Here is a 21,352-nt window from a genome sequence, read left to right on the forward strand (position 1 = left end):
ACAGGCCGGCATTGTCGCGCAATGCCGGAAGCGTGGCGAGGGCTCAGCGTGAGCGGGCGGGCTTGGTGTCCAGGCGCCGCAGGTGGCAGGTCACTTCCTCACGATCGTGGTACAGCTGCTTGCAACCGATCACCACGCGGATGCCCCGGGCCTTGAAGCCCTCTTCGATGCGCTCCAGCAAACGCTTCACCTCGGCATAGCGCTGCTTCATCGGCAGCTTGAGGTTGACCACCGCCTCGCGGCAGTGGCCTTCGCCGATCCAGGTTTCCAGCAGCGCGGCATTGCGCGCCGGCTTCTCGACGATGTCGCAGACCATCCAGTCCACCGGCTGCCGCGGCTTGTAGGTAAAGCCATCCGCCATCAGGTGCTGTACCAGGCCAGTGTCCATCAGGCTTTCGGCCATGGGACCGTTGTCGACCGCCGTCACCAACATGCCGCGATTGACCAGCTGCCAGGTCCAGCCACCCGGGGCCGCCCCCAGGTCGACCCCGGTCATGTCGCCGTGCAGGCGCTCATCCCATTGGTCCCTGGGGATGAAATGGTGCCAGGCCTCTTCCAGCTTCAGGGTCGAGCGGCTCGGCGCTTCCCGGGGGAACTTCAGCCGTGGAATGCCCATGGGCCACATCGCCGAGTTGCCGGCATCGGCCAGGCCGACAAAGACTTCACGGCCGCTCTTGAAGGTCAGCAGCAGGCGCGGCTTGGCGGCATCCTCCACCAGCTTGCCGGCGCCAGTCAGGGCCTTGCGCAGCGGCGCTTCGAATTTCTTGCAGAAGTTCGACAGCTCCTTGCCGTCGTTGGTGTCCACCACTTCCAGCCACAGGCTGCCGCACTGCGGAAAGTTGGCCAGGTAGGCCAGGATCACGCTGATGCGGTCGGTTTCCGGCAGATCGATGAAACCGCCCCGGGCCCACTGCCGGGGAAAGATCAGCTCCGAGAAACGCAGGCCCTGCATCAGGCGCTGGGCGCCGTCATCCTCGGTGCAGATGAATTCGGCGCAGGCAGTGCTGGGCTTGGCCTTGGCGTAGCCGGCGACATTCAAGCGGGCCGCGTGATCGGCGATCTCGGAGCAGACTTCGCCCTCGAAACCGGGCCGGCAATGGATAAACAGGGTGTTCATTGAATCTCCTGGGCGATGGGCGATGGATCCGCAAACCTGCCCTGTAGCAAAGCCTGTCACGAAAACCGGCGCATGATAACCGAGTTCGGAACCTTGGACTTGCGCCCGCAGTCCAGTGATTAGCGCCAAGCCCCAAACAGAGCTAGCTTGATCCTCTGTCCGTATCACAGGTCCGTAGCCGTGCGGGCCACAAGGAGTCATTCAATGCCATCCCTCGATAGCCTGAAAACCCTTACACCGCTAAAAGTCGCCGACAAGACTTATCACTACTTCAGCCTGCCGGAGGCCGCCAAGAGCCTGGGCGATATCGACCTTTTGCCCATGTCGCTGAAGGTCCTGCTGGAAAACCTGCTGCGCTGGGAAGACGCCAAGACCGTCACCGGCGCCGACCTCAAGGCCCTGGCCGGCTGGCTCAAGGACCGCCGCTCCGACCGCGAGATCCAGTACCGCCCGGCCCGGGTGCTGATGCAGGACTTCACCGGCGTACCGGCGGTGGTCGACCTGGCCGCCATGCGTGCCGCCATGGCCAAGGCCGGTGGCGACCCGCAGCGAATCAACCCGCTGTCGCCGGTGGACCTGGTGATCGACCACTCGGTGATGGTGGACAAGTTCGCCAGCAGCAGCGCCTTCGAACAGAACGTCGACATCGAGATGCAGCGCAACGGTGAGCGTTATGCGTTCCTGCGCTGGGGCCAGAGCGCCTTCGACAACTTCAGCGTGGTGCCGCCGGGCACCGGCATCTGCCACCAGGTCAACCTGGAATACCTGGGGCGCACGGTCTGGACCAAGGACGAGGACGGTCGCACCTACGCCTTCCCCGACACCCTGGTGGGCACCGACTCGCACACCACCATGATCAACGGCCTGGGCGTGCTGGGCTGGGGCGTGGGCGGCATCGAGGCCGAGGCGGCGATGCTCGGCCAGCCGGTGTCGATGCTGATTCCGGAGGTCATCGGCTTCAAGCTCACCGGCAAGCTCAGGGAAGGCATCACCGCCACCGACCTGGTGCTGACGGTGACCCAGATGCTGCGCAAGAAAGGCGTGGTGGGCAAATTCGTCGAGTTCTATGGCGACGGCCTGGCCGACCTGCCCCTGGCCGACCGCGCCACCATCGCCAATATGGCCCCGGAATACGGGGCCACCTGCGGCTTCTTCCCGGTGGACCAGATCACCCTCGACTACCTGCGCCTGTCCGGCCGCCCTGCCGAGCTGGTGCAACTGGTGGAGGCCTACAGCAAGGCCCAGGGCCTGTGGCGCCTGCCGGGCAAGGAGCCGGTGTTCACCGACAGCCTGGCGCTGGACATGGCCACGGTAGAAGCCAGCCTCGCCGGCCCCAAGCGCCCCCAGGACCGTGTGGCGCTGCCCGCTGTGGCCCAGGCCTTCACGGATTTCATCGACCTGCAATTCAAACCCACCAGCAAGGAAGAAGGTCGCCTGGAAAGCGAGGGCGGCGGTGGCGTGGCAGTGGGCAACGCTGACCTGCTGGGGGAAACCGACTACCAATACGAAGGCCAGACCCATCGCCTGAAGAACGGTGCGGTGGTGATCGCCGCCATCACCTCCTGCACCAACACCTCCAACCCCAGCGTGATGATGGCCGCCGGGCTGGTGGCGAAAAAGGCCGTGGAAAAGGGCCTGCAACGCAAGCCCTGGGTCAAGAGTTCCCTGGCCCCCGGTTCCAAGGTAGTAACCGACTACTACCAAGCCGCGGGCCTCTCGACCTACCTCGACCAACTGGGCTTCGACCTGGTGGGCTACGGCTGCACCACCTGCATCGGTAACTCCGGCCCGCTACAGGAGCCGATCGAGAAAGCCATCCAGCAGGCCGACCTGACTGTGGCGTCGGTGCTCTCGGGCAACCGCAACTTCGAAGGCCGGGTGCACCCGCTGGTGAAGACCAACTGGCTGGCCTCGCCACCGCTGGTGGTGGCCTATGCCCTGGCCGGCACCGTGCGCATCGACCTTAGCCGCGAGCCCCTGGGCCAGGGCAAGGACGGGCAGCCGGTGTACCTGCGGGATATCTGGCCCAGCAGCCAGGAGATCGCCGCGGCGGTGGCCCAGGTGAATACGCGGATGTTCCACAAGGAATACGCCGAGGTCTTCGCCGGCGATGCCCAGTGGCAGGCCATCGAGGTGCCCCAGGCCGCCACCTATGTCTGGCAGGACGACTCCACCTATATCCAGCACCCGCCGTTCTTCGACGAGATTACCGGCCCGCTGCCGCGGATCGAGGATGTGCGCGGCGCCCGGGTGCTGGCACTGCTGGGGGATTCGGTGACCACCGACCACATCTCCCCCGCCGGCAATATCAAGGCCGACAGCCCGGCCGGCCGCTACCTGCGGGACAAGGGCGTGGAGCCGCGGGACTTCAACTCCTACGGTTCGCGCCGTGGCAACCATGAAGTGATGATGCGCGGCACCTTCGCCAATATTCGCATCCGCAACGAAATGCTCGGTGGCGAGGAAGGTGGCAACACCCTCTATATCCCCAGCGGCGAGAAGCTGGCGATCTACGACGCGGCCATGCGCTACCAGGCCTCGGGCACGCCGCTGGTGGTGATCGCCGGCCAGGAGTACGGCACCGGCTCCAGCCGCGACTGGGCAGCCAAGGGCACCAACCTGCTGGGAGTCAAGGCGGTGATCGCCGAGAGCTTCGAGCGCATCCACCGCTCCAACCTGGTGGGCATGGGCGTGCTGCCCCTGCAGTTCAAGCTCGACCAGAACCGCAAGAGCCTCAAGCTCACGGGCCGCGAGACCCTGGATATTCTCGGCCTCGACGGCGCCGAGCTGGCGCCGCGAATGAACCTCGGCCTGGTGATCACCCGTGAGGATGGCAGCCAGGAGAAGATCGAGGTGCTGTGCCGCATCGACACCCTGAACGAGGTCGAGTACTTCAAGAACGGAGGGATCTTGCACTACGTATTGCGCCAGCTGATCGCCGCCTGACCCGGCAGCAGAAAACACCGCCTACGGGCGGTGTTTTCTTGTTGGGCTGTCGAACAATACCCAGCTGGTTATACTGCCCGCCCGTCGGAATAGAGCCGTCGCTCCCTGCGACTACAGATCCGGCGCTGAAAAACGTCTGTGCAATACCCTTTCTTTCGCAACAAGGATTTCCCATGACCGCTTTGCCATGGATGTATCTGGCACTCCTTTCCATTGGCTACGCGCTGGCCCTGAGCTACGGACAACTGGGGCTTCTGGCCGCCCTCTCGATACTGCTGTTGCTGGGCGCCGGTTTCGCCGTGCGCCAGCAACGCAGCCGCATCGGCCAGTACCTGGGCCACGGCCTGTTCGTGGTGCTCGCCCTGGCACTGGCCATGCACTGGCTCCCCGGGTTCTACAACGGCCGGGCCATCGACCCGCAACGCTTCACCGACGATTCCGTGCCCTTCTCCATGTACCTGAACCAGGACAAGCCATTGATCGGCTTCTGGCTGCTGCTGGTATGCCCGTGGATAGTCGGGCGCCGCTCGTTGCGCCTGTCGCTCTACGCCACAGCCCTGGCCCTGGTGCTCTGCGCGGTGGCCGCACTGGGCGGCGCCCTGCTGCTGGGCATGATCAATTGGGCGCCGAAATGGCCCGACCAGGCCTGGCTCTGGGTGCTGAACAACCTGCTGCTGGTGACCCTGGTGGAAGAGGCACTGTTTCGTGGTTATATCCAAGGCGGCCTGAGCCGACGCTTCAAGGCCCTGCCCTATGGCGACAACCTGGCCCTGCTGTGCGCGGCCCTGCTGTTCGGCCTGGTGCACCTGGGCGCGGGGTGGCAATGGACGCTACTGGCCGGCATCGCCGGAGTCGGCTACGGTCTGGCCTATCGCTTCGGCGGCCTGGGCGCGGCAGTGGCCACCCACTTCGGTCTCAACCTGTTGCACTTCGCGCTGTTCAGTTACCCGATGCTGGCCGGGTAAATCACCCCTATTCTGCAAAACCAGTACTTCAGAACTATTGACTGCCAAGGAAGAAGGTCAATGATTATGCCCTCGCCAATGCCGCCGAATCCTCGGCGGCGCACTTTGCAAGCGACACATTTTGTCAATGAGACCCAGTGCCGATTATTGGAAAATAATTTCAACAATCGACTAAAGCGGCCGACACCCTATCAAAGCCTTGCGGATTGAAAAAACATGCGTAATAACCAGCCTGTCACACAGCGCGAACGTACCTTCCCGGCTCAACAACGGTTGATTTCCACCACCGATGCCAAAGGCGTGATCACCTACTGCAACGACGCCTTTGTCGAGATCAGTGGGTTTTCCCGAGAGGAACTGATTCGCGCGCCGCACAACCTGGTACGTCACCCCGATGTACCCGCGGCGGTATTTGCGCACATGTGGGGCACCTTGAAACAAGGTCTGCCATGGATGGGCATCGTCAAGAACCGCTGCAAGACCGGCGATCATTATTGGGTCAACGCCTACGTGACCCCGGTGTTCGAAGGCAGCCAGGTCGTGGGCTACGAGTCGGTACGGGTCAAGCCCACGGCCGAGCAGGTGCGTCGCGCCGAAGCGCTGTACCAGCGAATCAACCAGGGCAAGTCGGCCATTCCCAAGCGGGACAAGTGGCTGCCGGTGCTGCAGGACTGGTTGCCGTTCATCCTGGTCAGCCAACTGAGCTTCACCATTGGCGTATGGCTCAACTCCCATTGGGGCTTCGCCCTGGCTGCCGCCTTGTCAGTGCCATTGGGCCTGCTGGGCCTGAGCTGGCAGCAGCGCGGCCTCAAGCGCCTGCTGCGCCTGGCCGAGCAGACCACGTCCGACCCGCTGATCGCACAGATGTACACAGACAGCCGCGGCGCCCAGGCGCGCCTGGAAATGTCCATCCTGAGCCAGGAAGCACGCCTGAAAACCTGCCTCACCCGCCTGCAGGACACCGCCGAGCACCTCAACGAGCAGGCCCGGCAGTCCGACACCCTGGCCCACAACAGCTCCAGCGGCCTGGAACGCCAGCGGGTGGAAACCGAGCAGGTGGCCACCGCGGTCAACCAGATGGCCGCCACCACCCAGGAAGTCGCCAGCCACGTACAACGCACCGCCGATGCCACCCAGGAAGCCAATCGCCTGACCGGGCGCGGCCGGGATATCGCCGGGGAAACCCGCGAAGCCATCCAGCGCCTGTCGGAAGTGGTGGGCGAAACCGGCCTGACCGTGACCCAACTGGCCAAGGACAGCGACGAAATCGGTGGCGTGGTGGATGTGATCAAGGGCATTGCCGACCAGACCAACCTGCTGGCCCTGAACGCCGCCATCGAAGCGGCCCGTGCCGGGGAAATGGGCCGCGGCTTTGCCGTGGTGGCCGACGAAGTGCGCCAGCTGGCGCAACGCACCAGCGAATCCACCGGGCAGATCCATACCCTGATCGCCAAGTTGCAGCAGACCGCCGCCACCGCCGTGCAAACCATGGACGCTGGCCACCGCCAGGCCGAGGAAGGCGTGGCCCGGGTACTGGAAGCCGACCAGGCGCTGGTGGGCATCAGCGAAGCGGTGGCCAACATCACCGACATGACCACCCAGATCGCCGCCGCCACCGAAGAGCAAACCTCGGTGGCCGAGGAGATCAGCCGCAACATCAGCACCATCGCGCAACTGGCGGACCAGACTTCGGAGCAGGCCCAGCACTCGGCCGAGCTCAGCGAAGCCCTGACCCGTACCGCCAACACCCAGTACTCGCTGGTGGAACGCTTCAACCGCTAAGCCTCAAGGCTTGGCACAAAAAAACCGCAGGCACTCGCCTGCGGTTTTTTTATGCCCGTGAAACGACCCAAGAACCGTAGGAGCGAGCTTGCTCGCGAAAGATCTGCTGGGCGATACGGATCAGAGCTTCGCGAGCAAGCTCGCTCCTACAGGTTTGGGACAGGCAGTGCTTTGAGGAAGGTGGCCACCTTGCTCGCGGTGGCTTCAAGGTGTTGCTCGTGGGTGAAACCCGAGGCCTTCAGCGGCTTGAGATCATGGTCAGCCGCCGCCAGCCAGTGCAGCTCGATACTGGGTGCCAGTGAGTAGGCCGCAACCGCCTGGCGGTTGCCCAGGGCGTCACGCTCGCCCTGCACGATCAGGGTCGGCGTGGCCAGTTCGGCCAGGTGCGCCACCCGGGGCTTCTCCGGCTTGCCCGCGGCATAGAAGGGGTAACCCAGGCACACCAGGGCATCAACCTTGAGCTCATCGGCCAGCAAGCTGGCCATGCGCCCGCCCATGGACTTGCCACCCACCGCCAGCACTCCAGTGACATAAGGTCGCACCAGGGCATACACCTCGCGCCAGCTCTCCAGCAGTTTCGCCGCCGGGTTGGGCGGACGCTTGCCCCCGTCCAGTCGCCGCTGCGCCATATAGGGAAACTCGAAGCGCAGGACGTTCACCCCATGCCCGGCAAGGCGCAGGGCAATATCGTTCATGAACCCGCTGTCCATTGGCGCGCCGGCACCGTGAGCCAGGATCAGCGTCGCCGAGGAGCGCGGCGCCACGTCCCGCGCCGCCTCCCAGATCCAGCCCCGCTGCTGCACGCACTGCCCCCATTGATCCCCGTCAATACTGGCCTTGTGCTCATTGCTCATGCTTGCCTCGCTTTTAGTCTGCCTATAACTCCAGAAGAAATGAGCGCGCCCTGCCTTGCGCAGTCGCTTTCACTTCAGCTGAACCGTGGATGGGGAACCATGAACACTTCTATCAGTACCGCCTACAACTACAAGGTGGTCCGCCAATTCGCCATTATGACGGTGGTGTGGGGCATCGTCGGCATGGGGCTCGGGGTTTTTCTCGCTGCCCAGTTGGTCTGGCCCGAACTCAACTTTGACCTACCGTGGACCAGCTTCGGCCGTCTGCGTCCATTGCACACCAACGCGGTGATCTTCGCCTTCGGCGGCTGTGCACTGTTTGCCTGCTCGTTCTACTCGGTGCAACGTACCTGCCAGACCACGCTGTTCGCGCCGAAAATCGCCGCGTTCTGCTTCTGGGGCTGGCAACTGGTGATCCTCCTGGCGGCCATCAGCCTGCCATTGGGCTACACCAGCACCAAGGAATACGCCGAACTGGAATGGCCGATCGATATCCTGATCACCATTGTCTGGGTGGCCTACGCCATCGTGTTCTTCGGCACCCTGGTCAAGCGCAATACCAAGCACATCTATGTGGGTAACTGGTTCTTCGGTTCCTTCATCATCACCGTGGCCATCCTGCATATCGTCAACAACCTGGAAGTGCCGGTGAGCTTCACCAAGTCCTATTCGCTGTATGCCGGTGCTACCGATGCCATGGTGCAATGGTGGTACGGCCACAACGCCGTAGGCTTCTTCCTCACCGCAGGCTTCCTGGGGATGATGTACTACTTCGTGCCCAAGCAGGCCGAGCGTCCGGTGTACTCCTATCGCCTGTCGATCGTGCACTTCTGGGCACTGATCACCCTGTACATCTGGGCCGGCCCGCACCACTTGCACTACACCGCGCTGCCGGATTGGGCGCAGTCGCTGGGCATGGTGATGTCGCTGGTACTGCTGGCGCCAAGCTGGGGCGGCATGATCAACGGCATGATGACCCTCTCGGGCGCCTGGCATAAGCTGCGCAGCGACCCGATCCTGCGCTTCTTGGTGGTGTCCCTGGCGTTCTACGGCATGTCGACCTTCGAAGGTCCGATGATGGCGATCAAGACCGTCAACGCCCTCTCCCACTACACCGACTGGACCATCGGCCACGTACACGCCGGTGCCCTGGGCTGGGTAGCGATGATTTCCATCGGCGCCCTGTATCACCTGATCCCGAAAGTCTTCGGCCGCGAGCAGATGTACAGCACCGGCCTGATCAACACCCACTTCTGGCTCGCCACCATCGGCACCGTGCTCTACATCGCTTCGATGTGGGTCAACGGCATCGCCCAGGGCCTGATGTGGCGTGCGGTCAACGAAGACGGCACCCTCACCTACTCCTTCGTCGAAACCCTGGTGGCCAGCCACCCAGGCTTCATCGTGCGCCTGGTGGGTGGTGCGATCTTCCTCAGCGGCATGTTGCTGATGGCTTACAACACCTGGCGCACCGTGCGTGCCGCGGTGCCAGCCGAAGTCAACACCGCTGCGCAGATGGCCTGAGGAGTCCGCCATGAAACACGAAACGATTGAAAAAAACGTTGGCCTGCTGATGCTGCTGATGGTCTTCGCGGTGAGCATCGGCGGTCTGACCCAGATCGTCCCGCTGTTCTTCCAGGACGTCACCAATAAGCCGGTGGAAGGCATGAAGCCCTACACCGCACTGCAGCTGGAAGGCCGCGACATCTACATCCGCGAAGGCTGCGTGCAGTGCCACTCGCAGATGGTGCGTCCGTTCCGCGCGGAAACCGAACGCTACGGCCACTACTCGGTAGCCGGTGAAAGCGTCTGGGATCACCCCTTCCTCTGGGGCTCCAAGCGTACCGGTCCGGACCTGGCCCGGGTGGGTGGCCGCTACTCCGATGACTGGCACCGCGCGCACCTGTACAACCCGCGCAACGTGGTCCCCGAGTCGAAGATGCCGGCCTACCCCTGGCTGGTGAATGCGCCGGTGGACAGCAGCCATACCGAAACCAAGATCAAGGTCATGCGCACCCTCGGCGTGCCCTACACCGATGACGACATCGCCGGCGCCACGGCCTCGCTCAAGGGCAAGACCGAGATGGACGCCCTGGTGTCCTACCTGCAAGTGCTTGGCACTGCGATCAAGAGCAAGAGGTGAGCCATGGGTTTTGCACTCGATAGCGGCATGATCCGCGGGCTCGGGACCCTGGTAGTGATGATTGCCTTCGTCGGCCTGTCGATCTGGGTCTTCAACGCCAAGCGCAATCCCGAGTTTGCTCAGGCACGCCTGCTGCCCTTCGCCGATGACCCGATGCCGGGCACGGCGCCGGCCAGCCACACAACTGATGACGCTCAACCTCAAGAGCCTGCAACAAGGAGCATTCGGCCATGACCACCTTCTGGAGTACGTGGATCTGCGTACTGACCATCGGCAGCCTGATCGGTCTGACCTGGCTGCTGGTCGGCACCCGCAAGGGTGAGACCAAGGGCAGCGTGGACCAGACCATGGGCCACGCCTTCGATGGCATCGAGGAGTACGACAACCCCCTGCCGCAATGGTGGTTCCTGCTGTTCGCCGGCACCCTGGTGTTTTCCGTGGGTTACCTGATCCTCTACCCGGGTCTGGGCAACTGGAAAGGCATCCTGCCGGGCTATGAAGACGGCTGGACCCAGAACAAGGAATGGGAAAAGGAAATGGCCAAGGCCGACGCCAAGTTCGGGCCGATCTTCGCCAAATTTGCTGCCATGCCCGTGGAAGAAGTAGCCAAGGACCCACAAGCGCTGAAGATGGGCGGACGCCTGTTCGCCTCCAACTGCGCGGTGTGCCACGGCTCCGATGCCAAGGGCGCCTTCGGCTTCCCCAACCTGGCGGACGACAGCTGGCGTTGGGGCGGCAGCGCCGACACCATCAAGGCCACCATCATGGGCGGACGCATGGCCGCCATGCCGGCCTGGGGCGAAGTGCTCAAGGAAGACGGGGTGAAGAACGTGGCCGCCTATGTGCGTCACGAACTCGCCGGCCTGCCCCTGCCAGCGGACAGCGATGCCGACCTGCTGGCCGGACAGCAAGCGTTCAGCACCACCTGCGTAGCCTGCCACGGCGCCAACGGCAAGGGCACCCAGATCATGGGCGCACCCGACCTGACCCAGCCGGCCGGTTTCATCTACGGCACCAGCCTGGCGCAACTGCAGCAGACCATCCGTCACGGTCGCCAGGGCCATATGCCGGCGCAGAGCGAACTGCTCGGCAACGACAAGGTGCAACTGCTGGCCGCCTACGTGTACAACCTGTCCCACCACAGCAGCGACAAGCCACAAGCTGACAGCGTCAAGTAAAAGATCAACGGCAAGCTGCGAGATTTCACTTGCAGCTTGCCGCTTGAAGCTTCTCCCCCTCCGCTTTGCGACTAAGTGTCGCACCCCCTCCTCCCCCTTCCTTTGCACTGATTCGAATCAGGACTAAGCTTGCCCCGAAGTGGTCCGGCAACAGTCGGTTACAGGCCAAGGGTATCCGTGAGGTTCACAGCTTCAGATCGATGACAGGCCGCAAAGGCTGGTTTATACCGGCTGTCGACTCACTTACCGCCTGTCAGCTGATTCAAGAGCGTCCGCCCACCCGGTTGCAACCCACCTGAAACCCCGACTTTTCTGTCCACTGCGACAGCTTGTCCGAGGGCGATTTTTTGTCCCTACTCGGCATAGGGAAAGGCCGCAGAATCAGGCATGGAACGCATTGACGCAGGTCATGGCGCGTTGCAATGACCCCCTGCTTTCTCCATACTTGCGGCCGATTTTTATCCCTAATAAAACACCCAAACCGTGGAACCTTAGAATGAGCACAGCAATCAGTCCGACTGCTTATAACTATAAGGTAGTCCGCCAGTTCGCCATCATGACGGTGGTCTGGGGGATCCTTGGCATGGGGCTCGGTGTCTTCATCGCCTCGCAACTGGTCTGGCCGGAGTTGAACTTCGGTCTGCCATGGACGACCTTTGGACGCCTGCGCCCGCTGCACACCAACCTGGTGATCTTCGCCTTCGGTGGATGTGCGTTGTTTGCCACCTCCTACTATGTCGTGCAGCGAACCTGCCAGACGCGACTGATTTCCGACAGCCTCGCGGCCTTCACCTTCTGGGGTTGGCAAGCGGTGATTGTCGGCGCCATCGTGACCCTGCCCCTGGGCTACACCACCACCAAGGAATACGCTGAACTGGAATGGCCGCTGGCCATCCTGCTGGCGATCGTGTGGGTCACCTACGGCCTGGTGTTCTTCGGCACCATCACCAAGCGCAAGACCAAGCACATCTACGTCGGCAACTGGTTCTACGGTGCCTTCATCGTGGTGACCGCGATGCTGCACATCGTCAACCACGCTTCCCTGCCGGTCAGCCTGTTCAAGTCCTACTCGGCCTACGCCGGTGCGACTGACGCGATGATCCAGTGGTGGTACGGCCACAACGCCGTGGGCTTCTTCCTGACCACCGGCTTCCTGGGGATGATGTACTACTTCGTGCCCAAGCAGGCCGAGCGTCCGATCTACTCCTATCGCCTGTCGATCGTGCACTTCTGGGCGCTGATCACCCTGTACATCTGGGCCGGTCCGCACCACCTGCACTACACCGCACTGCCGGACTGGGCCCAGTCCCTGGGCATGGCCATGTCGATCATCCTGCTGGCTCCGAGCTGGGGCGGCATGATCAACGGCATGATGACCCTGTCGGGCGCCTGGCATAAATTGCGCACCGACCCGATCCTGCGCTTTTTGGTGGTGTCCCTGGCGTTCTACGGCATGTCGACCTTCGAAGGCCCGATGATGGCCATCAAGACCGTCAACTCGCTCTCGCACTACACCGACTGGACCATCGGCCACGTACACGCCGGCGCTCTGGGCTGGGTAGCGATGATCTCCATCGGCGCCCTGTACCACCTGATCCCGAAAGTCTTCGGTCGTCAGCAGATGCACAGCATCGGCCTGATCAACACCCACTTCTGGCTGGCTACCATCGGTACCGTGCTGTACATCGCTTCGATGTGGGTCAACGGCATCACCCAGGGCCTAATGTGGCGTGCAATCAACGATGACGGCACCCTCACCTACTCCTTCGTCGAAGCGCTGCAAGCCAGCCACCCGGGCTTTATCGTCCGCGCCCTGGGCGGTGCGTTCTTTGCCGCCGGCATGCTGTTCATGGCCTACAACGTGTTCCGCACCGTTCGCGCCTCGAACCCGGCTGAAGCTGAAGCCGCCGCTCAGATCGCTGTAGTTGGAGCTCACTGATGAAGCACGAAGTAGTTGAGAAGAATATCGGCCTGCTGGCCTTCTTCATGGTCATCGCCGTCAGCATCGGCGGCCTGACCCAGATCGTCCCGTTGTTCTTCCAGGACGTCACCAACAAGCCGGTGGAAGGCATGAAGCCTCGCTCCGCGCTGGAACTGGAAGGCCGCGACGTCTACATCGCCAACGGCTGCGTCCAGTGCCACTCGCAGATGATTCGTCCGTTCCGTGCGGAAACCGAACGTTATGGCCACTACTCGGTGGCTGGCGAAAGCGTCTGGGACCACCCGTTCCTCTGGGGTTCCAAGCGTACCGGTCCGGACCTGGCCCGGGTCGGTGGTCGCTACTCCGATGACTGGCAGCGTGCGCACCTGTACAACCCGCGCAACGTGGTTCCCGAGTCGAAGATGCCGGCTTACCCGTTTCTCGTAGAAAACAAGCTCGACGGCAAAGACACCGCGAAGAAAATGGAAGTCTTGCGCACGCTCGGCGTCCCTTACACCGACGAAGACATCGCCGGTGCCAAGGACGCAGTGAAGGGCAAAACCGAAATGGACGCGCTGGTGGCCTATCTGCAAGGCCTGGGCACCATCATCAAAAGCAAACGGTGATCTAGATGGATATCGGGATGATTCGTGGCCTGGGCACCCTTGTCGTGATGGTGGCCTTCATCGGTTTGGCTCTGTGGGTGTTCAGCCCCAAGCGCAAGTCCGAGTTTGAAGACGCGACCTTGTTGCCGTTCGCGGATGATCCCGAGGCTATCAAGCACGTCGAGCAAGCTTCTAGGAGTAACAAAGAATGACAACATTCTGGAGTCTGTACGTCACAGTCCTCAGTCTGGGCACCATCTTCGCCTTGACCTGGCTGTTGCTGTCGACCCGCAAGGGCCAGCGTACCGAGCAGACCGACGAGACCGTCGGCCACTCGTTCGACGGCATCGAGGAGTACGACAACCCGCTGCCGAAATGGTGGTTCATGCTGTTCGTCGGCACCATCGTCTTCGCCCTGGGTTACCTGGTGCTGTACCCCGGCCTGGGCAACTGGAAAGGCGTACTGCCGGGCTACAGCTACCTCGATAACGAGAAGCAGACCCCGTTCGCCAACGGCCAGTCCGGCTGGACCGGCGTGCACGAGTGGGAAAAGGAAATGGCCAAGTCGGATGCCAAGTTCGGGCCGATCTTCGCCAAATACGCCGCCATGCCCATTGAAGAAGTGGCCAAGGACCCGCAAGCGCTGAAAATGGGCGGGCGCCTGTTCGCCTCCAACTGCTCGGTGTGCCACGGTTCCGACGCCAAGGGCGCCTATGGCTTCCCCAACCTGACCGACGCCGACTGGCGCTGGGGCGGCGAGCCGGAAACCATCAAGGCCACCATCATGGGCGGCCGCCATGCGGTGATGCCGGCCTGGGTCGACGTGATCAAGGAACAGGGCGTCAGCGATGTTGCCGCCTATGTGCTGACCAACCTCGACGGCCGCAAGCTGCCGGAAGGCATCAAGGCCGATCCGGCCAATGGCCAGAAGCTGTTCGCCGCCAACTGTGCGGTCTGCCACGGCCCGGAAGGCAAGGGCACCCCAGCCATGGGCGCGCCTAACCTGACTCACCCGGCAGCCTTCATCTACGGCTCGAGCTTCGCCCAACTGCAGCAGACCATTCGTCACGGCCGCCAAGGCGTGATGCCTGCTCAGGAACAGTTGCAAGGCAACGACAAGGTTCACCTGCTGGCGGCTTATGTCTACAGCCTGTCCCACGGTGACAAGCAGGCCGACGCCGAGTAAGCGCAACGCCTGAAAGCAGCACCCGACGGCCCCGCCAATGCAGATTGGCGGGGCCGTTTTATTTGCCCCCTACCCTGCCCGCGACAGCCGTGCGTCAGTGCAACCTTGCCTGCCCCAAACCACAGTAGTAACGTTTCTACATTGCGCTTCCCGGACAGGCTCCCGACATGACCATCACCACGCTTTCCAGTCGCGAATTCAATCAGGACACAAGCGGTGCCAAAAAAGCCGCGCTATCGGGCCCGGTGATCATCACCGATCGCGGCAGGCCGGCCCATGTGCTGCTAAGCATTGAGGAGTACCAGAAACTCAGTGGCCTCAACCTGAGCATCGTCGAGATGCTGGTGATGCCGGAGGCCAAGGACCTTGAATTCACTCCGGAGCGCGCCGTGATCACCCCACGCGATACAGACCTGTCCTGATGTTCCTGCTCGATACCAACGTCATCTCCGAGCTACGCAAACCCAAGGCCAATCACGGGGTCAAGGCCTGGGCCCATGGCATAGCCCCCACCAGCCTGTTTCTTTCGGCCATCACCCTGCTGGAGCTGGAAACGGGCATCTTGCGCATGGAACGCCGGGACCCGGCACAGGGAGCAATGCTTCGTGCCTGGCTCGAGCGTCGGGTGCTGCCGGCCTTTGCCGGACGCATCCTGGCCATCGATAACGCGGTGGCCCTGCGCTGCGCCCAACTGCATGTGCCGGACCGCAGCAATCAATGCGATGCACTGATCGCCGCCACGGCCCTGGTGCATGGCCTGACGCTGGTGACACGCAATGTGGCGGACTTCGAAAGCTCTGGCGCGCGCCTGCTCAACCCCTGGAAGAATTGAACGGCGCGGTGTCTGAAAGGGTGCATAATTCACAAGTCAATTGATTCAAGTCATTACACCATCAGTTGATTTCCCCCAACGCGACCAAAGGTCGCACCCTTGAGCTAGAGCTACAGGCGTATCATTGCGCCACTGCAACACCCTTCATGACCCCGATCGGCACGTACTGATCGAGGCATTTTTCCACTGCCGTGGGATGCAATGATGAGCAACCAGATTCCGGTACACGACGTCACCCCCCCTGCCAAGAACGCCAGCAAGAGCGTCGACCTTTACGCCTCCAGAGAAAAAATCTACACCCGCGCCTTCACCGGCCTGTTCCGCAACCTGCGGATGATCGGCGGCGCCGGTTTGTTCCTGCTGTATTTCGGCACCGTCTGGCTCAACTGGGGCGGCCACCAGGCGGTCTGGTGGAACCTGCCAGAACGCAAGTTCTTCATCTTCGGCGCCACCTTCTGGCCCCAGGATTTCATCCTGCTCTCGGGCATGCTGATCATCGCCGCCTTCGGCCTGTTCTTCATCACCGTGTATGCCGGGCGCGTCTGGTGCGGCTACACCTGCCCGCAAAGCGTCTGGACCTGGATCTTCATGTGGTGCGAAAAGGTCACCGAAGGCGACCGCAACCAACGCATCAAGCTGGACAAGGCGCCCATGAGCGCCAACAAGTTCCTGCGCAAATTCAGCAAGCACAGCCTGTGGCTGCTGATCGGATTCGTCACCGGCATGACCTTTGTCGGCTACTTCTCGCCGATCCGTGAACTGGTGATCGACTTCTTCACCGGCCAGGCCGATGGCTGGTCGTACTTCTGGGTCGGTTTCTTCACCCTCGCCACCTACGGCAATGCCGGCTGGTTGCGCGAGCAGGTGTGCATCTACATGTGCCCTTATGCCCGCTTCCAGAGCGTGATGTTCGACAAGGACACCCTGATCGTCTCCTACGACCCGCGCCGTGGCGAAAGCCGTGGCCCGCGCAAGAAAGGCGCCGACTACAAGGCCCAGGGCCTGGGTGATTGCATCGATTGCACCATGTGCGTCCAGGTCTGCCCCACCGGCATCGACATCCGCGACGGCTTGCAGATCGAGTGCATCGGCTGCGCCGCCTGCATCGACGCCTGCGACAGCATCATGGACAAGATGGAATACCCTCGCGGCCTGATCAGCTACACCACCGAGCACAACCTCTCCGGGCAGAAAACCCATAAACTGCGCCCACGCCTGATCGGCTACGCCCTGGTGCTGCTGGCCATGATCAGCCTGCTGGTCACCGCCTTCTTCATGCGCTCCCTGGTGGGCTTCGACGTCAGCAAGGACCGGGTGCTGTACCGCGAGAACGCCGAAGGGCGGATCGAGAACGTCTACAGCCTGAAGATCATGAACAAGGACCAGCGCGACCACACCTATGTGCTCGACGCTGCCGGCCTGCCGGACCTGAAGCTGCAAGGCAAGCGCGAGATCCACGTGGCGGCCGGCGATATCGTCAGCCTGCCGGTGGAACTGTCGATTGCTCCCGACCAACTGCCGTCGACCACCAACGAGGTGCAGTTCATCCTCAAGGACGCCGACGATAACAGCGTCCACATTGAAGCCAAGAGCCGGTTCATCGGCCCACAAGTCCGCTAAAGAGAAGTGAACATGCCCACAGCCATCACCAGCCCCTGGTACAAGCACCTCTGGCCCTGGATCATCATCGGCATCCTGGCCTGCTCGGTGACCCTGACCCTGTCCATGGTGACCATCGCCGTGAACAACCCGGACAACCTGGTCAACGACAACTACTACGAGGCCGGCAAGGGCATCAACCGCTCACTGGACCGCGAACTGCTGGCCCAGACCTTGAAGATGCGTGCCAGCGTGCACCTCGACGAACTGACCGGCGAAGTGGAACTGCGCCTGAGCGGCATCAGCCAGCCCAAGACCCTGGAGCTCAACCTGATCTCGCCGACCCAGCCGGAGAAGGACCGCAAGATCAACCTCACCCGCAGCGAAACCGAACACGGCCGCTACATTGGCCAGTTGACCGACCAGGTCGAAGGCCGGCGCTTCGTCGAGCTGCTGGGGGTCGAAGGCGACAGGACCTGGCGCATGTTCGAAGAGGAACAGGTCAGCCACGACAAGGACCTGCTGCTGGGCGATGAGCCGCTGCAGGGCGCGGAAGACCTGAACTGAGCCACACCTGTCGTCCATCGCCGCCCCGTCGCCCCTACCCGTTCCCCGGGAGCAGGCGACGGGGCGGCGATGAGTTGTTTCCCGACCACTAAGACTGCCGATGACCACGCCACAGCCTTGCTACCACTGCGCCCTGCCGGTTCCCGCCGGCAGCCGGTTCACCGCCGTCGTGCTCGGCGCCTCCCGCGAGTTCTGCTGCCCGGGCTGCCAGGCAGTGGCCGAGGCCATAGTCGCTGGCGGCCTGGAGCATTACTACAGCCATCGCAGCGAAGCCTCGGCCAACCCCGGTGCCCTGCCGGTGCAATTGGTGGACGAGCTGGCGCTGTACGACCGTGCCGACGTGCAGCAACCCTTTGTACGGCATGAGGGCGAGCTGGCGGAAACCACCTTGCTGATGGAAGGCATCAGTTGCGCCGCCTGCGGCTGGCTGATCGAAAAACACCTGCGCAGCCTGCCGGCGGTAGCCGAGGCGCGGCTCAACCTGTCCAACCATCGCCTGCATGTGCGCTGGGCCGACAGCCAACTGCCCCTGAGCCAGGTACTGAGCGAACTGCGGCATATCGGCTACGCCGCCCACCCCTATCAACCGGACCGCGCCAGCGAGCAACTGGCCAGCGAAAACCGCCTGGCCCTGCGCCAGCTGGGAGTGGCCGGGCTGCTGTGGTTCCAGGCAATGATGGCGACCATGGCCACCTGGCCGGAATTCAATATCGACCTGAGCCCGGAGTTGCACACCATCCTGCGCTGGGTGGCGCTGTTTCTCACCACGCCCATTGTCTTCTACAGCTGCGCGCCCTTCTTCAAGGGCGCCATGCGCGACTTGCGCACCCGCCACCTGACCATGGACGTCTCGGTGTCCCTGGCCATTGGTGCCGCCTACCTGGCGGGCATCTGGACCTCCATCAGCGGGGTCGGCGAACTGTATTTCGATGCCGTGGGCATGTTCGCCCTGTTCCTGCTTGCCGGCCGCTACCTGGAGCGCCGAGCCCGGGAACGCACCGCAGCGGCCACCGCGCAACTGGTCAACCTGCTGCCGGCCTCCTGCCTGCGCCTGGGCGATGACGGTCAGAGCGAACGCATCCTGCTCAGCGAACTGCGCCTGGGCGATCGGGTGCTGGTGCATCCCGGCGCGGTGCTGCCGGCGGATGGCAAGATCCTCGACGGCCAGTCGAGCATCGACGAATCCCTGCTCACCGGCGAATACCTGCCCCAGCCCCGCAGCCTCGGCGACAGCGTCACTGCAGGCACCCTGAACGTCGAAGGCGCGCTGACCGTGGAAGTCCAGGCCCTGGGCCAGGACACCCGGCTCTCAGCCATAGTGCGCCTGCTGGATCGGGCCCAGGCGGAGAAACCACGCTTGGCGGAAGTCGCCGATCGCGCGGCCCAGTGGTTCCTGCTGTTCTCCCTGATCGCCGCCGCCGGCATCGGCCTGCTGTGGTGGCAGCTGGACGCCTCGCGGGCGTTCTGGATCGTTCTGGCGATGCTGGTGGCCACCTGCCCTTGCGCGCTGTCCCTGGCCACCCCCACCGCCCTTACCGCCGCCACCGGCACCCTGCACAAGCTTGGCCTGCTGCTGACCCGTGGCCATGTGCTGGAAGGCCTGAACCAGATCGACACGGTGATCTTCGACAAGACCGGCACCCTTACCGAAGGACGCCTGGCACTGCGCTCGATCCGGCCGCTGGGCAGCCTCGGCGCCGATGATTGCCTGAGCCTGGCCGCCGCCCTGGAGAACCGCTCCGAACACCCGATCGCCCGCGCCTTTGGCCGCGCCCCGGTGGCCGCCGAGGAAGTCACCAGCAGCCCGGGCCTGGGCCTGGAAGGCCGGGTCGGCGAGCAGCGCCTGCGCATCGGCCAGCCGGCCTTTGTCTGCGCCCTCAGTGGTTGCCCGGTGCCGGCCATGCCGGAAGAGGCCGGCCAATGGCTGCTGCTCGGCAACCACCAGGGCGCCCTGGCCTGGCTGGTGCTCGATGACCGCCTGCGCAGCGACGCCCCGGCCCTGCTGGCCGCCTGCAAGGCCCGAGGCTGGCGCACCCTGCTGCTGTCCGGCGACAGCTCGCCGATGGTCGCCAGCGTTGCCGCCGAACTGCAGATCGACGAGGCCCGCGGCGGCCTGCGCCCGGATGACAAGCTGCAAGTACTGCAACAGTTGCACCAGCAGGGGCGCAAGGTGCTGATGCTCGGCGACGGGGTCAACGATGTGCCGGTGCTGGCCGCTGCCGATATCAGCGTGGCCATGGGTTCGGCCACCGACCTGGCCAAGACCAGCGCCGACGCGGTGCTGCTGTCCAACCGCCTGGACGCCCTGGTGCAAGCCTTCAGCCTGGCCCGTCGCACCCGCCGGGTAATCATCGAGAACCTGCTCTGGGCCGGACTGTACAATGGCCTGATGCTGCCGTTCGCCGCCCTCGGCTGGATCACCCCGGTGTGGGCTGCGGTCGGCATGTCCATCAGTTCCCTGACCGTGGTGCTCAACGCCCTGCGCCTGACCCGCCTGCCGCGGTCCGACGCCAGCGCCGACGCCCCCGCAACCCGCCCGCTGCCGGCCTGAGCCGCCGGGCCTGGAGTCCAGATGCCAGCTCTTTACGTGATGATCCCGGCCGCACTGCTGATCGTGGCCATCGCCATCTACATCTTCTTCTGGGCCGTGGACAGCGGCCAGTACGACGACCTCGACGGCCCGGCCCACAGCATCCTGTTCGACGACCAGGACCCGAGCCACACCGCCGCAGTGGATGAGGCCAAGGCCCAGCCCGAGCAGCACGCCGAACCGGGCAAGAAACCGGAACCACCCCATGCTTGAACTGGCGCCCCTGCTGGTTTCCGCGCTGATTCTCGGCCTGCTGGGCGGAGGCCACTGCCTGGGCATGTGCGGCGGCCTGATGGGCGCCCTGACCCTGGCCATCCCCCGGGAACAGCGCAGCCGGCGCTTTCGCCTGCTGCTGGCCTACAACCTGGGGCGGATCCTCAGCTACGCCCTGGCTGGCCTGCTGCTGGGCCTGGCCGGCTGGGCCGCGGCCAATAGCCCGCTGGCGCTGTTCATGCGAATACTGGCCGGCCTGCTATTGATCGCCATGGGCCTGTACCTCGCCGGCTGGTGGAGCGGCCTGACCCGTATCGAAGGCCTTGGACGAGGCCTGTGGCGGCATATCCAGCCCGTCGCCAACCGCCTGCTGCCGGTATCCAGCCTGCCCCGGGCATTGCTCCTGGGCGCGCTCTGGGGCTGGCTGCCTTGCGGCCTGGTGTACAGCACCCTGCTGTGGTCGGCGAGCCAGGGCAATGCCCTGGACAGTGCCCTGCTGATGCTGGCGTTCGGCCTCGGCACCTGGCCGGTGCTGCTGGCCACGGGCCTGGCGGCGGAACAGGCCACCGCCCTGCTGCGCCGGCGCAGCGTGCGCCTGGCCGGTGGCCTGCTGGTGGTGCTGTTCGGTATCTGGACCCTGCCCGGCCCGCACCAGCATTGGCTGATGGGCCATTGATCGCGACGCACTATCGTCTACGCTCCCCTGGCGCGCCCCGGCGCGCTGAACGAGGAACGGCTCGCGCCCGCTGAACCTGCATTCCACGGCTGTCGCCTTTCCTTCTGGCTGATTCGACCTCCCCCGTTGAAGCAAGCCCGCCTGCCGAGCGCTGTGCGCCCACAGGCGGCCAAGGAGC

The 21,352-nt window shown here is 63.7% G+C and carries 20 protein-coding genes; 18 read left to right on the forward strand and 2 right to left on the reverse strand.

Annotated elements, in window-relative coordinates:
- Positions 1-43: 43 nt before the first annotated feature.
- Entirely contained in the window at positions 44-1,117 is a 1,074-nt protein-coding gene (rlmM, locus tag J4P02_RS10365; RefSeq protein WP_426189746.1) for a 23S rRNA (cytidine(2498)-2'-O)-methyltransferase RlmM, read from the reverse strand.
- Positions 1,118-1,321: 204 nt separating this feature from the next.
- Here rlmM and acnA point away from each other — a divergent pair, with 204 nt between their 5' ends.
- The 3 genes from acnA to J4P02_RS10380 all read left to right on the forward strand — a co-directional run bounded on the left by acnA (position 1,322) and on the right by J4P02_RS10380 (position 6,810).
- On the forward strand, positions 1,322-4,063 hold the full coding sequence (acnA, locus tag J4P02_RS10370) for an aconitate hydratase AcnA (RefSeq protein ID WP_426189748.1): 2,742 nt from the start codon (positions 1,322-1,324) through the stop codon (positions 4,061-4,063).
- A gap of 173 nt (positions 4,064-4,236) precedes the next feature.
- Entirely contained in the window at positions 4,237-5,028 is a 792-nt protein-coding gene (locus J4P02_RS10375; RefSeq protein ID WP_426189750.1) for a CPBP family intramembrane glutamic endopeptidase, read from the forward strand.
- A gap of 216 nt (positions 5,029-5,244) precedes the next feature.
- Positions 5,245-6,810 (forward strand): methyl-accepting chemotaxis protein, encoded by a 1,566-nt coding sequence (locus J4P02_RS10380; protein ID WP_426189752.1) that lies wholly within the window; start codon positions 5,245-5,247, stop codon positions 6,808-6,810.
- Positions 6,811-6,956: 146 nt separating this feature from the next.
- On the opposite strand, the gene J4P02_RS10385 is transcribed toward J4P02_RS10380, so the two are convergent.
- Positions 6,957-7,664, reverse strand: coding sequence for an alpha/beta family hydrolase (locus tag J4P02_RS10385; RefSeq protein WP_426189754.1), 708 nt, complete (start codon positions 7,662-7,664; stop codon positions 6,957-6,959).
- 99 nt (positions 7,665-7,763) lie between these two features.
- On the opposite strand from J4P02_RS10385, the gene ccoN (J4P02_RS10390) reads away from it, so the two are divergent.
- The 15 genes from ccoN (J4P02_RS10390) (at position 7,764) to J4P02_RS10460 (ending at position 21,174) form a co-directional block, all read left to right on the forward strand.
- Positions 7,764-9,188, forward strand: a complete 1,425-nt coding sequence (gene ccoN, locus J4P02_RS10390; protein WP_426189756.1) for a cytochrome-c oxidase, cbb3-type subunit I — start codon at positions 7,764-7,766, stop codon at positions 9,186-9,188.
- Positions 9,189-9,198: 10 nt separating this feature from the next.
- Positions 9,199-9,807, forward strand: a complete 609-nt coding sequence (gene ccoO, locus J4P02_RS10395) for a cytochrome-c oxidase, cbb3-type subunit II (protein WP_426189758.1) — start codon at positions 9,199-9,201, stop codon at positions 9,805-9,807.
- Positions 9,808-9,810: 3 nt separating this feature from the next.
- Positions 9,811-10,041: a cbb3-type cytochrome oxidase subunit 3 gene (locus J4P02_RS10400; protein WP_426189760.1), complete on the forward strand. Its 231-nt coding sequence runs from the start codon at positions 9,811-9,813 to the stop codon at positions 10,039-10,041.
- Positions 10,038-10,985, forward strand: a complete 948-nt coding sequence (gene ccoP / locus J4P02_RS10405) for a cytochrome-c oxidase, cbb3-type subunit III (protein ID WP_426189762.1) — start codon at positions 10,038-10,040, stop codon at positions 10,983-10,985. Before J4P02_RS10400 ends, ccoP (J4P02_RS10405) begins: the two co-directional genes overlap by 4 nt.
- A 496-nt stretch (positions 10,986-11,481) precedes the next feature.
- On the forward strand, positions 11,482-12,924 hold the full coding sequence (gene ccoN / locus J4P02_RS10410) for a cytochrome-c oxidase, cbb3-type subunit I (protein ID WP_426189764.1): 1,443 nt from the start codon (positions 11,482-11,484) through the stop codon (positions 12,922-12,924).
- On the forward strand, positions 12,924-13,532 hold the full coding sequence (gene ccoO / locus J4P02_RS10415; RefSeq protein ID WP_426189766.1) for a cytochrome-c oxidase, cbb3-type subunit II: 609 nt from the start codon (positions 12,924-12,926) through the stop codon (positions 13,530-13,532). The genes ccoN (J4P02_RS10410) and ccoO (J4P02_RS10415) overlap by 1 nt, the downstream gene beginning before the upstream one ends.
- Before the next feature lie 5 nt (positions 13,533-13,537).
- Complete coding sequence (locus J4P02_RS10420; protein WP_426189768.1) at positions 13,538-13,723, forward strand: cbb3-type cytochrome oxidase subunit 3; 186 nt, start codon at positions 13,538-13,540, stop codon at positions 13,721-13,723.
- On the forward strand, positions 13,720-14,697 hold the full coding sequence (gene ccoP / locus J4P02_RS10425) for a cytochrome-c oxidase, cbb3-type subunit III (protein ID WP_426189770.1): 978 nt from the start codon (positions 13,720-13,722) through the stop codon (positions 14,695-14,697). The genes J4P02_RS10420 and ccoP (J4P02_RS10425) overlap by 4 nt, the downstream gene beginning before the upstream one ends.
- A 167-nt stretch (positions 14,698-14,864) precedes the next feature.
- Positions 14,865-15,119, forward strand: a complete 255-nt coding sequence (locus J4P02_RS10430; RefSeq protein ID WP_426189772.1) for a type II toxin-antitoxin system Phd/YefM family antitoxin — start codon at positions 14,865-14,867, stop codon at positions 15,117-15,119.
- Positions 15,119-15,529 (forward strand): type II toxin-antitoxin system VapC family toxin, encoded by a 411-nt coding sequence (locus J4P02_RS10435; RefSeq protein ID WP_426189774.1) that lies wholly within the window; start codon positions 15,119-15,121, stop codon positions 15,527-15,529. Before J4P02_RS10430 ends, J4P02_RS10435 begins: the two co-directional genes overlap by 1 nt.
- A gap of 204 nt (positions 15,530-15,733) precedes the next feature.
- Positions 15,734-17,149 carry a cytochrome c oxidase accessory protein CcoG gene (gene ccoG / locus J4P02_RS10440; protein WP_426189776.1) on the forward strand — a complete coding sequence of 472 codons (1,416 nt, stop codon included), beginning with the start codon at positions 15,734-15,736 and terminating at the stop codon, positions 17,147-17,149.
- 12 nt (positions 17,150-17,161) lie between these two features.
- Entirely contained in the window at positions 17,162-17,695 is a 534-nt protein-coding gene (locus tag J4P02_RS10445) for a FixH family protein (protein ID WP_426189778.1), read from the forward strand.
- A gap of 100 nt (positions 17,696-17,795) precedes the next feature.
- Positions 17,796-20,246 carry a heavy metal translocating P-type ATPase gene (locus tag J4P02_RS10450; RefSeq protein WP_426189780.1) on the forward strand — a complete coding sequence of 817 codons (2,451 nt, stop codon included), beginning with the start codon at positions 17,796-17,798 and terminating at the stop codon, positions 20,244-20,246.
- A 21-nt stretch (positions 20,247-20,267) separates the two neighbouring features.
- Positions 20,268-20,498 carry a cbb3-type cytochrome oxidase assembly protein CcoS gene (ccoS, locus tag J4P02_RS10455; RefSeq protein ID WP_426189782.1) on the forward strand — a complete coding sequence of 77 codons (231 nt, stop codon included), beginning with the start codon at positions 20,268-20,270 and terminating at the stop codon, positions 20,496-20,498.
- Positions 20,491-21,174, forward strand: coding sequence for a sulfite exporter TauE/SafE family protein (locus J4P02_RS10460; RefSeq protein ID WP_426189784.1), 684 nt, complete (start codon positions 20,491-20,493; stop codon positions 21,172-21,174). The genes ccoS and J4P02_RS10460 overlap by 8 nt, the downstream gene beginning before the upstream one ends.
- Positions 21,175-21,352 lie beyond the last annotated feature (178 nt).

This window comes from Pseudomonas sp. NFXW11, assembly GCF_049887815.1.
Lineage (GTDB): Bacteria > Pseudomonadota > Gammaproteobacteria > Pseudomonadales > Pseudomonadaceae > Aquipseudomonas.

Bases quoted from the DNA above. Each gene is read 5' to 3' on its own strand.
- ccoG (WP_426189776.1), top strand. From the start codon at position 15,734: ATGAGCAACCAGATTCCGGTACACGACGTCACCCCCCCTGCCAAGAAC.
- ccoP (WP_426189762.1), top strand. From the start codon at position 10,038: ATGACCACCTTCTGGAGTACGTGGATCTGCGTACTGACCATCGGCAGC.
- acnA (WP_426189748.1), top strand. From the start codon at position 1,322: ATGCCATCCCTCGATAGCCTGAAAACCCTTACACCGCTAAAAGTCGCC.
- J4P02_RS10380 (WP_426189752.1), top strand. From the start codon at position 5,245: ATGCGTAATAACCAGCCTGTCACACAGCGCGAACGTACCTTCCCGGCT.
- ccoS (WP_426189782.1), top strand. From the start codon at position 20,268: ATGCCAGCTCTTTACGTGATGATCCCGGCCGCACTGCTGATCGTGGCC.
- J4P02_RS10435 (WP_426189774.1), top strand. From the start codon at position 15,119: ATGTTCCTGCTCGATACCAACGTCATCTCCGAGCTACGCAAACCCAAG.
- J4P02_RS10385 (WP_426189754.1), bottom strand. From the start codon at position 7,664: ATGAGCAATGAGCACAAGGCCAGTATTGACGGGGATCAATGGGGGCAG.
- J4P02_RS10375 (WP_426189750.1), top strand. From the start codon at position 4,237: ATGACCGCTTTGCCATGGATGTATCTGGCACTCCTTTCCATTGGCTAC.
- J4P02_RS10400 (WP_426189760.1), top strand. From the start codon at position 9,811: ATGGGTTTTGCACTCGATAGCGGCATGATCCGCGGGCTCGGGACCCTG.
- J4P02_RS10445 (WP_426189778.1), top strand. From the start codon at position 17,162: ATGCCCACAGCCATCACCAGCCCCTGGTACAAGCACCTCTGGCCCTGG.
- J4P02_RS10430 (WP_426189772.1), top strand. From the start codon at position 14,865: ATGACCATCACCACGCTTTCCAGTCGCGAATTCAATCAGGACACAAGC.
- ccoN (WP_426189764.1), top strand. From the start codon at position 11,482: ATGAGCACAGCAATCAGTCCGACTGCTTATAACTATAAGGTAGTCCGC.
- J4P02_RS10460 (WP_426189784.1), top strand. From the start codon at position 20,491: ATGCTTGAACTGGCGCCCCTGCTGGTTTCCGCGCTGATTCTCGGCCTG.
- J4P02_RS10420 (WP_426189768.1), top strand. From the start codon at position 13,538: ATGGATATCGGGATGATTCGTGGCCTGGGCACCCTTGTCGTGATGGTG.
- ccoP (WP_426189770.1), top strand. From the start codon at position 13,720: ATGACAACATTCTGGAGTCTGTACGTCACAGTCCTCAGTCTGGGCACC.
- J4P02_RS10450 (WP_426189780.1), top strand. From the start codon at position 17,796: ATGACCACGCCACAGCCTTGCTACCACTGCGCCCTGCCGGTTCCCGCC.
- ccoN (WP_426189756.1), top strand. From the start codon at position 7,764: ATGAACACTTCTATCAGTACCGCCTACAACTACAAGGTGGTCCGCCAA.
- ccoO (WP_426189758.1), top strand. From the start codon at position 9,199: ATGAAACACGAAACGATTGAAAAAAACGTTGGCCTGCTGATGCTGCTG.
- ccoO (WP_426189766.1), top strand. From the start codon at position 12,924: ATGAAGCACGAAGTAGTTGAGAAGAATATCGGCCTGCTGGCCTTCTTC.
- rlmM (WP_426189746.1), bottom strand. From the start codon at position 1,117: ATGAACACCCTGTTTATCCATTGCCGGCCCGGTTTCGAGGGCGAAGTC.